11 protein-coding genes are annotated in these 14,060 nt (G+C 52.8%); 4 read left to right on the top strand and 7 right to left on the bottom strand.

The window, feature by feature from the left end; translation table 11 throughout:
* Positions 1-372: 372 nt before the first annotated feature.
* The 6 genes from GWQ29_RS15940 to GWQ29_RS15915 are packed head-to-tail and all read right to left on the bottom strand — an operon-like array spanning position 373 to position 5,191.
* Positions 373-1,551 (bottom strand): hypothetical protein, encoded by a 1,179-nt coding sequence (locus GWQ29_RS15940; protein WP_275919824.1) that lies wholly within the window; start codon positions 1,549-1,551, stop codon positions 373-375.
* A 2-nt stretch (positions 1,552-1,553) separates the two neighbouring features.
* The gene (locus tag GWQ29_RS15935) at positions 1,554-2,216 is read right to left on the bottom strand and encodes an energy transducer TonB (RefSeq protein WP_005321877.1); all 663 of its coding nucleotides are present in this window, start codon (positions 2,214-2,216) and stop codon (positions 1,554-1,556) included.
* A complete protein-coding gene (locus tag GWQ29_RS15930) occupies positions 2,213-2,614 on the bottom strand; it encodes a biopolymer transporter ExbD (protein WP_005321875.1) in 402 nt (133 codons plus the stop codon). The genes GWQ29_RS15935 and GWQ29_RS15930 overlap by 4 nt, the downstream gene beginning before the upstream one ends.
* Positions 2,611-3,141, bottom strand: a complete 531-nt coding sequence (locus tag GWQ29_RS15925) for a MotA/TolQ/ExbB proton channel family protein (RefSeq protein WP_005321870.1) — start codon at positions 3,139-3,141, stop codon at positions 2,611-2,613. Before GWQ29_RS15925 ends, GWQ29_RS15930 begins: the two co-directional genes overlap by 4 nt.
* Positions 3,138-4,433, bottom strand: coding sequence for a MotA/TolQ/ExbB proton channel family protein (locus GWQ29_RS15920; RefSeq protein ID WP_275919823.1), 1,296 nt, complete (start codon positions 4,431-4,433; stop codon positions 3,138-3,140). Before GWQ29_RS15920 ends, GWQ29_RS15925 begins: the two co-directional genes overlap by 4 nt.
* Complete coding sequence (locus tag GWQ29_RS15915; protein ID WP_058395565.1) at positions 4,430-5,191, bottom strand: DUF3450 domain-containing protein; 762 nt, start codon at positions 5,189-5,191, stop codon at positions 4,430-4,432. Before GWQ29_RS15915 ends, GWQ29_RS15920 begins: the two co-directional genes overlap by 4 nt.
* A 209-nt stretch (positions 5,192-5,400) precedes the next feature.
* Here GWQ29_RS15915 and GWQ29_RS15910 point away from each other — a divergent pair, with 209 nt between their 5' ends.
* Positions 5,401-6,177, top strand: a complete 777-nt coding sequence (locus GWQ29_RS15910) for a LuxR family transcriptional regulator (RefSeq protein ID WP_005321862.1) — start codon at positions 5,401-5,403, stop codon at positions 6,175-6,177.
* 202 nt (positions 6,178-6,379) lie between these two features.
* On the opposite strand, the gene GWQ29_RS15905 is transcribed toward GWQ29_RS15910, so the two are convergent.
* Positions 6,380-8,758 carry a DEAD/DEAH box helicase gene (locus tag GWQ29_RS15905; protein ID WP_275919822.1) on the bottom strand — a complete coding sequence of 793 codons (2,379 nt, stop codon included), beginning with the start codon at positions 8,756-8,758 and terminating at the stop codon, positions 6,380-6,382.
* 178 nt (positions 8,759-8,936) lie between these two features.
* Between GWQ29_RS15905 and GWQ29_RS15900 the strand changes: the two genes are divergently transcribed.
* The 3 genes from GWQ29_RS15900 to GWQ29_RS15890 are packed head-to-tail and all read left to right on the top strand — an operon-like array spanning position 8,937 to position 14,032.
* Entirely contained in the window at positions 8,937-9,863 is a 927-nt protein-coding gene (locus GWQ29_RS15900) for a DUF4007 family protein (RefSeq protein ID WP_275919821.1), read from the top strand.
* Positions 9,856-13,197 (top strand): hypothetical protein, encoded by a 3,342-nt coding sequence (locus GWQ29_RS15895; RefSeq protein ID WP_275919820.1) that lies wholly within the window; start codon positions 9,856-9,858, stop codon positions 13,195-13,197. The genes GWQ29_RS15900 and GWQ29_RS15895 overlap by 8 nt, the downstream gene beginning before the upstream one ends.
* Positions 13,190-14,032 carry a phosphoadenosine phosphosulfate reductase family protein gene (locus GWQ29_RS15890; protein WP_275919819.1) on the top strand — a complete coding sequence of 281 codons (843 nt, stop codon included), beginning with the start codon at positions 13,190-13,192 and terminating at the stop codon, positions 14,030-14,032. The genes GWQ29_RS15895 and GWQ29_RS15890 overlap by 8 nt, the downstream gene beginning before the upstream one ends.
* Positions 14,033-14,060: the final 28 nt, after the last annotated feature.

The following is a 14,060-nucleotide window of genomic DNA, read 5'->3' as shown; positions in this document are numbered from 1 at the left end:
GTTCGACTTCTTATTGCTAAGAAATCGTCTTGGTCACTTCACCAGACATTGAAAATCAACAAAATTGTTTGATGTTCGATGCTGTGAGTGCCCACACAGATTGCTTGATTCAAATTGTTAAAGAGCGTCACGCTTGTCGCGTTGAGGAGGCGTATATTACGCTCCACACTTCGAAAGTCAAGCGGTTGTTTTCGCTTTTCTTTCGGCGCCGGCTTCGCAAGGAAGCTGGCTCATCAGTTCGGCGTGTTCCGCCGTGCTGGTAGGGGCGCATTATAGGGAGCCGCCCCGGGATGACAAGGGCTTTTTGCAAAAATGCGTTCGTTTGCTGAAAAAGCAGGCTGAACCCCCTGAAACCAAGACATAAGCCTCTATTTACGCCGATTTTTTGCTCAACTCTTCGCTTTGGGCCTGAATATAGTTGACCCAGCTGGTTGCCCGCTGTTGCCAGTTATCCTGCTGTTGCAGTTCACGGGCCAGTTTCAGCGCCTGGGTATATTGCTCCTTATTAAGGTATGCCTGCACCAGCAACGCCTTGGCTCTATTACCCTGTTCGCCTTTCACTGACTTGATGGCAGCAAGCTGGGTCATAGCGGCTTCCGTCTTGCCTTGTTGAAGCAGCAGTTCGGCTGCACGCATGGCCGCTTTGGGCTGAGCATGCTGTTTGGCGAGCAACTGCCAGTTATCAACCGCTTTTGGCCATTCACGAGCGCCCTCCCACAACTGGGCCAGCAACTGCTGGTTTTCGGCACTTTGCTTCATCTGTCCCTTGGCCATGGCCGCTTCCAGCAGACGAGCACCACGATAAGGCAGCCCCTGCCAGGCATAAAGGCGGATCAACTGATTGCGGGCGGCGGCATCGTCCATCAATTTTCTATCGATGGCTGTCTGCAACAGAGCCAGCGCTTGATCACCACGCTTGGCAGAGAGGTTGAGCGAAACCGCCTGTTGCCACCATTTGCTCTCTTTCGGCTCATGGCGGATCAGCTCGGCGGCCTGATCGGCTGCCACCCCGTAGCGCTGCAAGGCAGTAAGGGCAGAGAGGCGAATGATGGCTGCCTGCTTCTGCCAGCCCTTTTTCAACAGTTGTTCGCTCTGACTGGCGGCCTCGCCATACTGTTTGTTGTGGTAATAGAGGCCGGCAAGACGAAGGCGCAAGGCATCGTCGGGTTTGATCGCCAGTGCCGCCTTGTAGCTTGCGATGGCGCCAGACCAGTTGGATTGCTGGGCCTGGATATCGCCACGCAGGCGCAGCAGCTGGAGTTGTTGTTGCTCGGGCCACTCTTTATAGGTGAGCGCCTGCTCCACATAGCGGCTTGCCTGGGCGGTTTGCTGCAAATTGGCGGCCAGCGAAGCCTGCAACTGGGCCAGCCAGGCGCGCTCGGCATCGGTGTTTGGCTTGAGTACAGACACCTTGCTCTGAGCCTGTTGCCACTGGCCGGACTGATAGAGCTTCATCACGGGTTCAAGCTGGCGGGAGAAGTGAGGGCTGACCTCCATGGCCAGACAGGCTTGGCTGACCAAGGCCAGCAGACAGATCCAGATCCGCAACATAGTTATGACTCCAGTTTGAATTTGAGCGTGATGACTTGCACCAGCTTGTCGGCAGCACCCGGTCTTGGTTGATAACGCCACTTGTTGATCGCCTGAATGGCCGCCCGCTCGAACTGACGCTTGGGCTTGGCCTCGATCACTTCCACATCCTGTACTCGCCCTTCAGCATCGACGCTGAAGCGCAGGGTCACGGCGCCTTCGATCCCCGCCTGCTGGGCGCGATAGGGGTAAACAGGTTCGATCCGTTGCAGCGGCATCAACATATCGCCGGCGCCAACACCGGCGCCTTGCTGCTGACCATGAAAGTTGCCGCTCAGTACGGGAGCCGTGCTGGTCGCCACACCGGGGGCATAGACCTGCACAGCACTGAGGCTGGATACCAGATCCAGGCTAGGTTGCACCGAAGGCAGCGGCGCTGCAGCCGGCAACGGCATGGGAGTCGACGCCAGTGCGGCGGGAGGTTCCGGCAGGGGTTCAGGCTCTTGCGGTACCGGGCGCTCACGCACCTGCACCTCTGTCACTTCATTCTGCATGTTGATGACGATGGATTTTTGCTCACTCGCCACCTTCTCCCCCTTGGGAGGCTCAACCAGAGTAGCCATGAACAGCAGGATCCCCAGACTGAGGGCAATTCCCAGTCCCAGACTCATCAACTTGTATTTCATTTCGGTGCCACCGCCACGGCAATATTGGCAATGCCCGCCGCCTTGGCCTCATCCATCACCCGTACTACCTTGCCGTGCGGTACCCGCTCGTCGGCCTGGATCACCAGGCTGGCATCGGGCTGTTCCGCCAACAGGCGGGCAATACTGGCCTGTACCCGCTCCACGTCTATCTGCTTGCGGTCGAGGAAGATCTGACCCTGGGCACCTATCGCCAGCATGATGCTGGAGGATTTCTGCGCCTTGGCCTGACTGGCCTGGGGCCGATGCACCTCAAGCCCGGCTTCACGCACAAAGGAGGTGGTGACAATAAAGAAGATCAGCATGATGAACACGATATCCAGCATGGGAGTCATGTCGATCTGCACTTCGTCACGCTGACGTTTGGATTGCCGTCTCATTGCATTACCTTCTCTTCTCGCAGGCCGTCCCGGGTCTTGGCCAGCGCACGCTTGGCCTGGCTCTCGAGTCGGCTGAGTAACAAGACGCCGGAGAGGGCCACCACCATGCCTGCCATGGTGGGGATGGTGGCGCGAGAAATACCGCCCGCCATGCTCTCCGGGTTAAAGCGGTTGGCCGCGGCCAACGCATCGAATACGCCTATCATGCCGGTCACTGTACCGAGCAGGCCCAGCATGGGGCAGAGCACCACCAGGGTGCGGATGAAGATCAGATGACGGTTGAGCTCAAGCTCGGCCTGCGCCAGCCAGCGACCACGAATGGCCCTGGCATGCCAGCTGTGGCGCTCACTGCGCGCCTGCCAGCGGCCAAGCAGCTGTTGCTGCAAGGGACCAAAGCCCAGATTGAGGTAGAGCAGCCGCTCGATCATCAGAATCCACATCAGCACCAGCAGGGCCAGAATGACCCAGAGCACGGGGCCGCCACGCCCCATGAAGCTCTGCAACTGTTGCCAGATGTCGAGCATCATGCTGCCCGCTCCATCCCGTTGTTATTGCTCTCGGCGCGCTCGGCCAGGATGCCGGCGACTTGCTGCTCCAGCACATTGGAGAGCTCGGTGAAGCGGGACTGCAGCAGGCTGTGAGCCAGGATCAGCGGAATGGCGGCCACCAGCCCCTGAACCGTGGTGATCAGCGCCATTGAGATGCCGCCCGCCATGATCTTGGGATCGCCGGTACCAAACTGGGTGATGGCCTGGAAGGTGCCGATCATGCCGGTCACAGTGCCGAGCAGACCCAGCATGGGAGCGATGGCCGCGATCACCTTGACCATTCCTATGCCGCGCTCCATGCGGGGCGTCTCCTGCAGGATGGCCTCATCAAGACGCAGCTCGAGGGTTTCCATGCTCAGCTCGGGATGCTGCTCCGCGACCGTCAGCACCCGACCAAGGGCATTGTCGGCGTGATATTCGCCGCTCTTGAGCTGGCGACGCACCAGAGTCAGCTCGCGGGAGAGGCTCCACAACCGCACTGCTGCGATCCCCAGACCGATGGCGGCCAGCAGCACTATGATGGCGCCCACCTGCCCACCCTGTTGAACTTGCTGCCAGAAAGTAGGCGCCTGTGCCAGCATATCCAGCAGGGTGCCGTGGGAAGGATCCAGCGGCAGAGTTTCTCCCTCCTGACCCTGATAGGCCGCGACCTCGGAGAGCACACCACCGGGCAGACCCAGCACAGGGCTCAACCCCTCGGCAGTGGGCTGCAGGAAACCGTCACCACCAAACAGGGCAAAGCTGCCGACCCGGGTCAGCGACTGCTCGCTGGCAGCGCCCTGGGCATCGAGCACCTTGCCGTCGAATTGGGCAATCCGGCCAGACTCGCGGATCTCTTGCAGCAGAGTCGCAGGCAACAGGGCGAGGGCGGCGCGATCCGGTACCTGCTTCTCCTGCGCCATGGCTTTCAACGGGGCGAGGCGATCGGGATATTGACCCTCGACCGCAGATTCGGCCAGCAGCTTGACCGCATCGCTGGCGCCCTGACGGGTCACGGCAAAAATGTCATTCATGTCGCCGGAGGCTTGCTCCCACTGACCGTTGAGCTCGACCAGCTGCTTTTCATTGCTGGCGAACTGGCTGGCCAGCTCCTTGCTCAGACGCTGCGCCTCGGCCAGTTTGGCGCGGGCACTGTTGAGCTCTTTGGAGACGGTCGCCAGATCCTGCTGAGCCTGCTGTTCGCGAGCCTGCTCCTGCTGCTGCCAGGCCTCATCGGCGACAGCCACATTGGCACCCAGGGAGAGGGCGATAACGAGGGGGAACCATTTCATGACTGAGCCTCCTGGCTACGGCTGACCGACAGGGGCACATGAAGCAATTGCGGGACTTTCTTGTCGGTGGCCATCTCCAGTGCATCGGCGATGGGGGAGAGCCACTGACTGTCGAGGGCTTGCCACTGCTTTGCTTCCGTAGACCACCGCCATGCCTGACTGCGATCGGCTGTCATGGCCAGCAGGGAGACACGGCCCAGCGCCAGCACGTCGACCCGGCGCTGCGCACCATCCAGCGCCAGCTCGGCGGAATAACTGTCCATCCGGCTGCCGTATTCGGCTTCAATCTGATAGGCCTGCAGCAGCTGACGGAATTTCTCCGCTTCGCTCACATCGGCTCTGGCCAACGTCGCTTTCAGCTGTTCAACCCGTGCCAGGCGATCTTCTTTGCGCAGCGGCAGATCATCTTGCACCAGCTGTTCCAGATCGGCTTGCATCTGCAGCATCAGCGGGATCAGGCCCTGCCGGGTCTCTTGCACCGCCTCCAGCTGCTGGCTCAACTTGCCCAGCTCATTCTGCTGATCGGCCACCAAAGACTGCATGTAGCGGTTGTAGGCTTCCAGATCACGCAGTTGCAGCTGCGCATTTTGCAGCTCCAGTCTGGCGGCAACGGCCGCATCGGCGGCTTTTTCCACACGCTGCTGGGAGACTTTCCCGGCGGCTATGCTGTTCTTCAGTGCAGGCGCGACCAGATCGTCGGCGCTGGCAGCGAAGTGGACTGACAATGGCAACAAGGCCAAACCCCAAAACTTGTTCATGATATAAATCTTAACAATGATAACTATTCTCATTGTCTCAAAGAGTGGGGTCAGTGGCAATCAGATGATTTTCTTGGCCTTCGGTGGAAAAAACAGGATAATTTTTAAGCAAGCACGGGAGTCACTGGCGTTGGTAGTCACAACACCAAATCAATAAATAAAAAATATCTTTTCGATCAATGTGATAGGGATCGAAAAAGGAGATGTACATGTTTAACGATGCGATCTGGGAACACATCGATCGATTCACCAAGGCCAAGAAGACCAGCGAGATCCAGCAGCAACTGGAGCGCTTCAGTCATCAAATGGGCTTTGATTACTTCCGTCTGCTGATTATTTTCCCCATCAGCATGCAGAAATCCCATGTGGCACTGTTCAACAACTGCCCCACCAGCTGGTTCGAAGCCTACAGCGAACGGCACTACCTGACCCAGGATCCAGTGGTGTTCCTGGGCCTGAAGCAGACCCAGCCCATCTTTTGGAACAAGCTCGACTGCGACTCACCCTGGCTACCCAGCGCCAGCCGGGAAGTCATGAATCTGGCCGCCGATTTCGGCGTGAGAAACGGCGTCTCCTTCCCGCTGCATACGCCGCAGGGGGAACACGGCATCCTCTCTTTCATCAGCAAGGAAAAATCCAATTCCGATCTGATGTTTGAAAACGTTCCCTTGCTGTCGTTCTGCGCCAGCTACATCTTCAATTCGGCGTTGCAGCTGATAAAGAGCAGACCGGATTTGATGAAGCACCTCACTGAGCTGTCGGATCGGGAGAAGGAGTGCCTGTTCTGGGCCAGTGAGGGCAAGACCTCCTGGGAGATCGCCACCATACTCGGCATCAGCGAACGCACAGTCAACTTTCACCTCAACCAGGTCACCAACAAGACCGACTCGAAGAACCGCAACCAGGCGATCGCCAAGAGCATCTCCAGCGGCATCATAGTGCCTTCGCTGGACGACGTGACCATCACCAACCTGCGGCTGTCATAGCGGCCACTCCGCCAGATAACCAAACAAAAAGAGCCGCATTGCGGCTCTTTTGTGGGAGGATAATAAACTTTGATAAAAAAATCGCTGTTTTTGGTTGCTTTTTAAGCTATTTCGAATGAGAAGTTTGATAATTTTAAGCTCAGCCATGAACATCATTGCATATTGATGCGATAATAAAGTTTGATAAATTTATAATGTTTTATCAAAGCCCCTCAATGACACCCTGACTAGACGAATCAGGATCCACATCCTCAAAGCGATAGCCCATCGCAGCATAGCCCTTGGCTCGACGGCTGAACATCCTCTCCAGCATGGGATGCCCAATATCGATGTAGTCATGCACTTGAACCTCGGCTTTACCATCACTCACTCGATGGATCCGTCCGACGTATTGTGCCAAGGTTCCTTTCCAGGAGATTGGCAGCACTAAAAACAGCGTGTCCAAGCGTGGTAAGTCGAACCCCTCACCGACGTACTTACCAGTAGCGATAACCGCATCGGCCTTCCCCAAACGCTCTTTCTCTTCCCGCATCTGCGATGCCTTCATACCACCTTTTAATGTTGAAATCTGGTAACCCAATACTTCAAGGCGCTTGCTCAGATCTTCTGCATGGCGACGACGCTCTGTCAGCACGATAGGGCTCCGTCCCACCTGAATGCTGCGTACAATGTCCGACACGATCCGGTCTGTTCTCACCTCATCCTCAATCAGCCATTTAAAGACTGCGGAAATATGTGGCTTGTGCTCCTTGTCCATCAACGCCGCCGGTGGAGTTGTGTTGACTACACAGCGATACAGCGTCTTCTCAAAATCTGCCTGTTCCTGTGCTTTCGCGCGAAAACAGATAGGACCGGCCTGCATAAAGATGATCGGTTGGTGCCCATCCTGACGCTGGGGAGTTGCCGTCACCCCCATGACATAACGAGGGCTGAGCTCACTCAGTAGATGTTCGTACCGGGGAGCCGACAAGTGATGGCACTCATCTACAATGACTTGACCATATTCAAATGCAAACGGCTTGATGGTATTGTCAGTGCGAGCCAACAAGCTTTGATATGTTGCCACATCGATTTGGCCAGTTGGCTTTGCCCGTCCCCCGTAAACGACACCAATCTCCACATCAGCCAGAAATGACTGAAGCCGCTCCTGCCACTGCAACACCAGCTCCTTGGTATGTACCAATACCAAAGTATTGACCCGACGCTTGGCGATCATTCCTATCGCCGTGATGGTTTTCCCAAATGCCGTCGGCGCATGGAGGATCCCAACATTCTGCTCTGCCAGCGCATTCACAGCCAACTGCTGCTCTTTACGCAAAGAACCCAGGAAGCGGACCTCTTTCAATGGCGTTCCTTCAGTCCGCTCATCACGCAGCTCAGTGGTAATGCCTTGTTCTGCCAGCAACTCCAGCAGCGCATCCTGCGTTCCTCGCGGTAAACTCAAGTAGTTTTCCTCCATCCTCGCACAACAGATGTGGCGAGGGATCCCTGCGGTTGAAAATCGCAGGGCCTGTATTTTGAAGAACTGAGGATTGGAGAATGTCGCCAGACGCTTTAGCCGCGCAAGAAGCTGCGAAGGTAATGAGGCTGTTGGAACATGGATCATGTTGGCCAAAACCAACTCGACTTTGCTAGGGCAACCAGCAATACGGCCATTCTCCACCGGCAGCCTTGCTTCCCAAGGTGTTTCTGATGAGGCAGCATGCTCCGAATGCGCCAGTTCACAACCAAATTGCTCGATGATGACCTCAATCTCTGCACTGGTCATCGTGTTGGTTTGCATCAATGTCAGCCAAGGATCAACCTCCTCATTAAAATCAGCATCAATAAAGGTGCTGTTGCCGTTTTGCCTGGGGCCATATTGCAATGGCAAAGCAATCAAGTTCCCAAATCCCCCGGCAGGCATATGGTCCTGATTAGGAAATAGACGGTCATAAGAGTCGAATCCAAGTTTTGGATAGCGTTCCATCGCTTTATCGAGGAGACCCGCGCCCAATAAGCGCGCCCTTTGTGCCGACACTAACTCCGAAAAGAAAATCCATACATGGGCACCGTTACCGGAGCGAGATCGCTCGACCAAACAGGGAACTCCCAGCTCCCCACAAACTTCTCTCAGGGCAGCTACGGTAGGTTGCCAATCTGATTTATCAAAGTCGGCGGCCAGAAAGCGGCACATGTCACCAGGCAACAATGGGTAGATCCCGACGGTGCACTTTCCTGTCAAGTGGGCACGCAGTGTTTGGTCGAGCACCGGTAAAAACTTGCGTTGCTGACAGTCACCACATTTGATTTGTGGTTTTAAGCAGACACCAGGTTTCCACTCATTCGCGCAAGCCACCGAGTAACCGGACTTGCCAGCCTTACTCTCCCAGCGAGTAGCAAATACATCGGCTCTTCCGACGAAACGTTCGGCAAACAGGGCAATCTTCTGCTCTGAGGTAAGAGGTGTGCACGATTGTGGCGCCACAGCTGGACGAACAAACTGGGTACGCTGCATTTCCAGGTGCTTTTTCTCTAGCTCCAGTTCAGAAATCTGCTCAACAAGCTGCCGTAGTCGACGCTCTATCTGTTCAATATCCATTACCGATTACCTATGGCTCCTACCAGCCAACGCCACATTCTGATATGGGCACTTAGCATTGTGGTTTGCCCCCATTCTCCCTGTGCCCACTATAGATAGTCAGGAAAAAAACCAATATACTGTATATAAACACAGCAAACTTTGAACTGGTGAAGGTCACCAGTTCGGATGTATGATCATGAACATGAAATCGATACAGAAATCTCGCCGAACAAGTCTCTCTCATTTCTCTGGCCACGAAACTTTTCCCCTGCGTCAAATGTGGCTAAAGAAAGTGTTCGATCAAGCGACAGATGGAGCTCTTATACCTAAGTCAACATTTACTGATGACTCAGCTATTGCTGCGTTTGGCGTTGGGAAGAACATGGTTGCCTCTATTCGACATTGGGCCCTAGCGTGCGGGGTCATGTTCGAGGTTGACGATGGTTACCGCGTTAACTGCTTAGCCAGAGAGATTCTTATAGATCAAGGGCTTGACCCCTATGCAGAAAACCCCTCAACAGCTTGGCTCGTCCATTGGCAGCTTGCGGGCAGATGCTTTCGTTCGACGACATGGCATTGGCTGTTTAACCATGTAACCTCTCCAACCTTCAATCGCCAAGAGCTTGAAGAGCCTTTGGTAAAGTTCGCCCGTGAGCTTGACCCCAGTCATCGCCTATCAACCGCAACGATCTCTCGTGACTTAGATACATGCATTCGTAGCTACGCCCCTCGCTCAACAGGTGGAACACCTGAAGATTTTGCAGAACCACTCTTAAGTGAATTGGGGTTGTTGCAAGAGGTATACAATGGCCAATACGCCTTCCGGCGAGGCCCTAAAGCCTCTCTACACGATGGTATTTTCGCATATGCACTTGTCGATTTCTGGGAGCGCAAAGCGGCAGGCCTGAGTTCTCTGGCATTTGAAACCATCGCTTACGCAGAAGGCTCACCAGGTCGGGTCTTTAAGCTCGATGAAGAGTCGATAGCCCAACGGTTGATCGCTCTCTCAGATTTCACAGGCTCAAAACTTGAATGGACAGATTCCGCCGGTTTAAGGCAAGTCCACCGTAAAGGCTTATCACAGGAAGACATCGAAAACATGGTTAGGCGCGCCTATGAGTGACAATAAGCAACAAACTCTGTCGGAATTTGTCCAGATTTCGCGTCAATACCAGCGTTCTATTCGAGTGGATACCGACATTGGCAGAATAGATGCGTTATCTAGCTACATATGTCATACAACTGCGGAGTTGGTGGTTGACGGGATGTGCAAGCAACTCTCCAACACCAACCAACGCAGCTTCACTTGGACTGGCCCTTTTGGGGGGGGGAAAAGCTCCCTCGCAATTACATTGGCTAGTTCGTTGCATGCTGATAAAAATTTGCGAGCAAAGGCACGCGAAGTTTTGCGCCTGGACTCTCAGTCCACATTCGACGAGTCATTCCCTGTTCGAGATGGATGGCTAATCATACCGGTAGTTGGCCGACGCGGCAGTGTCTTGTCAGGCATATCCACTGCGCTAAAAAAAGCTCAGTGCAAACCAGACGATAAAAATAACCAACTCAACTCCCAAACGCTCATTGCCGAATTACTCAAAGAGTCTAAAAATAGACCACACGATGGTGTGCTAGTTATTATTGATGAGATGGGTAAGTTCTTGGAGGCCTCTGCACTTGGGGCCGGAGATGATGTTTATTTTTTCCAAGAACTTGCTGAGGCAGCAGCACGCACAGAAGGTCGGTTAATTGTTATTGGTGTGCTACACCAATCATTTGTTCAATATTCCGCCAGACTCGGCCTCGACACTCGTGAAGATTGGGCGAAAGTACAAGGCCGCTATGTTGACTTGCCATTCGTAACTGCCAGCGATGAGGTAGTGGAACTTATTGGCCGAGCAATTGAAACTAAGTTAAATCCTGACTGGATGGATAGCGCATCCAAAGTCATCGCTGATGCGATTCGCTTACGCCGTCCCGCTGTGGGGCAAGATTTCGCCAAGGCTCTAGCCAAATGCTGGCCGCTTCACCCTGCTATGGCGGCTCTCATGGGGCCAATTTCCAAAAGACAATTTGGGCAGAATGAGAGAAGCACTTTTGGCTTCTTGTCATCAGTTGAAGCTCACGGCTTCCGCTCATACCTTAATTCAACCCCTGTCAAAAAAGGAACTTGGTATCGTCCGAGTGATTACTGGGACTATCTGCGTTCAAACTTGGAACCAGCTATTCTCGCATCCCCTGATGGACATCGTTGGTCGCAAGCTGTAGAAGCCATTGAACGAGCAGAAGCCAGGACGAATGACCCGTTAATAGTAACGCTGCTCAAGAATATTGCTGTCATTGATTTATTTCGCAATGGTTCAGGCCTAGCTGCTGACTCAGCCATTATCAGCTCACTATTCCATGATACGACGCATGAAGAGCTTGAAGCTGCACTGCAAAAACTTTCTGAGATCCAAGTAGCCCTCTATAAAAGCTATACCAGTTCTTGGTCTGTCTTTGAGGGTAGTGACTTTGATATTGACGCAGCAATCAAACAAGCTCTTGTTACCTCATCAGGCATTGATTACACGCAGCTCAGCAAACTTATGGGCCTCAGACCAGTGGTTGCCAAACGCCACTACCATGCAACGGGAACCATGCGCTGGATGGATCTGAGACTATCCAGTATTGAGCAGACAGAGAAAATTGCGTCTAGTTTTACACCCAACAGGGGTGAATTTGGGCTATTCATTCTTGCCTTACCAAGCCTGGGTATGAGCATTGATGAAGCAATCCAACGAGTACAAGGTTGCGCCAAGCTTAGGCCTTGGCCCGTAATTGTGGGGATTCCTAGTAACCACTCTCGTATAACTGAACTCTCCTCTGAAATTTTAGCTTTAGAGCAGGTCAAGAAACGGCATGAACTTTCCGGTGATCCCGTCGCTAGGAGAGAAGTTAATGCTCGTTTGGCTGCAGTAAGGGCTAATTTAGAGGAACAACTCCAAACAGCAGTGTCTCTGACATCTTGGTATGACGGAGAGAAGCAGACATCCACCTTTAGGTATGGATTGAAGCTCTCACCAATAGCCTCAGAACTTGCAGAGAATTTGTTCAACAATTCCCTTCCGATTTTTAGTGAACTCGTCAACAGAGATACTTTATCGAGCAGCAGTGTGAAGGCTCGTCGGAACTTGCTGCATGCGATGGTTAGTGCAGAAAACCAAGCCGCTCTTGGGTTTGAAGGATTTCCCGCTGAACGCGGTCTTTACGAGGCACTACTAAAAAGAACAAAGCTGCATCGACAATGCGATTCTGGCTCATGGCAGTTTATGCCTCCTAGGAATGGTGTTGCCAATGACTTTGTATCGATTTGGAAGGCAACCAGATCTTTATTTTCGGATACAAGCATTCAGGTAGGAGCCCACAATATTTACAATTTGTGGAATGCTCCTCCATATGGCTTGAAACAAGGCATCCTACCTGTTGTATTCACCGCGTTTATATTGGCGCACAAAGCTAATATCGCTGTTTACAAGGACGGTATGTTTATACCACGATTCTCTGATTTCGATATCGATGAGTGTCTCCAGGACCCTACTCGCTTCTCGCTACGTTGGGTTGCGATCGATGAAGACAAAAGTCGCCTTCTTGAAGGGATTTCAAGGTTGCTGGCGGAGATCGGTGAAGGCTCAGGTGCCGCTGAACCGCTAGAAGCTGCGCGAGGCCTTGTCGCTATGGTATTCAATCTACCAGAGTGGACTCGTCGTTCTCAACGTTTGAGTGATACAGCTAAAGCAATAAGAGATATGCTTTTAAAGGCAAGCGATCCGCACAGAGTTCTATTCGTCGACTTGCCCTCTCTGCTCAATACATCGAATGGCGAAATATATGTAAATGCTCTACGTGAGCCCTTACAAGAGCTAGCAAGTGCTTATGACAAGATGCTTACGGCAGCTGGAGATAAAATGCTGGAAGCTCTTGATGCCAGCGATTGCGATCTGGAAGCATTACGTGTACGTGCCCGTTCGGTTTCTGGTGTATCAGGTGATCTTAGACTCGACGCATTTGCGACACGGTTGGCAAATTTTGATGGGAGCCCAACATCGCTGGAAAGCATTCTTAGCCTTGCGGCGGAAAAACCCCCACGTGATTGGGTAGATAGACATATTGATGCGGCATATCTTGAGCTTGCAAAATTTGCACACCGATTCCGTGAAACAGAAGCGTTTGTATCCGTGCAAGGTCGTGAGCCCCATAGTGAAGCGATCGCAGTAGTGATCGGTGCCGGCTCGGATACCAAGACGATTTCACGTTCTTTCGCTATACCCGAACAATATCGTCAAACCATTGAAAGAAAAGCGGAAGAAATCACGTCAATGTTGGAAAGTGATGGTTTAAAAACAGAGGTATTATTAGCAATCCTAGCCAAGGTCGGGATGAAACTAGCCTTAGGTGAGAAGGAACCAAACCATGATTGAACGACATGTTCTTGGGATATCTGGGGGGAAGGACAGTGCCGCATTGGCGGTCTATATGCGTGACCACCATCCAGAGCTTGAAATAGACTATTTTTTCACCGATACCGGAGAAGAACTGCCCGAGGTTGAAGAGTTCCTAGGGAAACTTGAGGGGTATTTGGGTAAACCGATTATCAGGTTGAATCCAGGCAGGGACTTTCGATTCTGGCTTCGTCAGTACAACAATTTCCTACCTAGCCCTCAGACACGTTGGTGCACCCGTCAGCTAAAGCTTGCACCATTTGAGCAATGGGTGAAGCCATGGCTTGTTGCTGGGGATATGGTTACGTCCTATGTTGCTATTCGTTCAGACGAAGAGTATCGCGAAGGTTATTCTTCTAAAGCAAACAACCTATTAGTGAAGATGCCATTTCGTGAGGCTGGAATTAATAAGGCCGCTGTGATAGATATTTTAGAAAACTCAGGAATTGGATATCCAAAATATTACGAATGGCGATCTCGCAGTGGCTGCACATTTTGCTTCTTCCAGCAGAAGATTGAATGGGTTCGTCTTCGGGAAAGGCACCCAGAAGCCTATGAAGAGGCTAAGGCATTAGAGAAGGATGCTTTAGAGCATGGGTCACCCTTTACTTGGTCAAAAGGTGAATCTCTGACTGATTTGGAGAATCCAGAGCGTATAGCGGCGATAAAGACGGAATACGAGAGTCGGCGGGCACGGCTACGTAATAATATTCCAATTAATCCATTGAGACCCATAAAGTCCTCACCTGAAGATATTGATGATATTTACGGCATCGATGAAGGGAACGGCTCTTGTAATATCTGCCACAAGTAAGTAGCCCTCCTTGGCTTAAGTGAAATAT

Origin of the sequence: Aeromonas sp. 2HA2 (assembly GCF_029237345.1) — a bacterium.
Taxonomy (GTDB): Bacteria; Pseudomonadota; Gammaproteobacteria; order Enterobacterales; family Aeromonadaceae; genus Aeromonas; species Aeromonas salmonicida.
The sequence above is the reverse complement of the archived record's forward strand: the minus strand, read 5'-3'. Positions and strand labels throughout refer to the sequence as shown.

Coding starts and splice junctions, on each gene's coding strand:
- GWQ29_RS15910 (WP_005321862.1), top strand. CDS start 5,401: ATGTTTAACGATGCGATCTGGGAACACATCGATCGATTCACCAAGGCC.
- GWQ29_RS15890 (WP_275919819.1), top strand. CDS start 13,190: ATGATTGAACGACATGTTCTTGGGATATCTGGGGGGAAGGACAGTGCC.
- GWQ29_RS15935 (WP_005321877.1), bottom strand. CDS start 2,216: ATGAAATACAAGTTGATGAGTCTGGGACTGGGAATTGCCCTCAGTCTG.
- GWQ29_RS15900 (WP_275919821.1), top strand. CDS start 8,937: ATGAACATGAAATCGATACAGAAATCTCGCCGAACAAGTCTCTCTCAT.
- GWQ29_RS15920 (WP_275919823.1), bottom strand. CDS start 4,433: ATGAAATGGTTCCCCCTCGTTATCGCCCTCTCCCTGGGTGCCAATGTG.
- GWQ29_RS15905 (WP_275919822.1), bottom strand. CDS start 8,758: ATGGATATTGAACAGATAGAGCGTCGACTACGGCAGCTTGTTGAGCAG.
- GWQ29_RS15895 (WP_275919820.1), top strand. CDS start 9,856: ATGAGTGACAATAAGCAACAAACTCTGTCGGAATTTGTCCAGATTTCG.
- GWQ29_RS15930 (WP_005321875.1), bottom strand. CDS start 2,614: ATGAGACGGCAATCCAAACGTCAGCGTGACGAAGTGCAGATCGACATG.
- GWQ29_RS15925 (WP_005321870.1), bottom strand. CDS start 3,141: ATGATGCTCGACATCTGGCAACAGTTGCAGAGCTTCATGGGGCGTGGC.
- GWQ29_RS15940 (WP_275919824.1), bottom strand. CDS start 1,551: ATGTTGCGGATCTGGATCTGTCTGCTGGCCTTGGTCAGCCAAGCCTGT.
- GWQ29_RS15915 (WP_058395565.1), bottom strand. CDS start 5,191: ATGAACAAGTTTTGGGGTTTGGCCTTGTTGCCATTGTCAGTCCACTTC.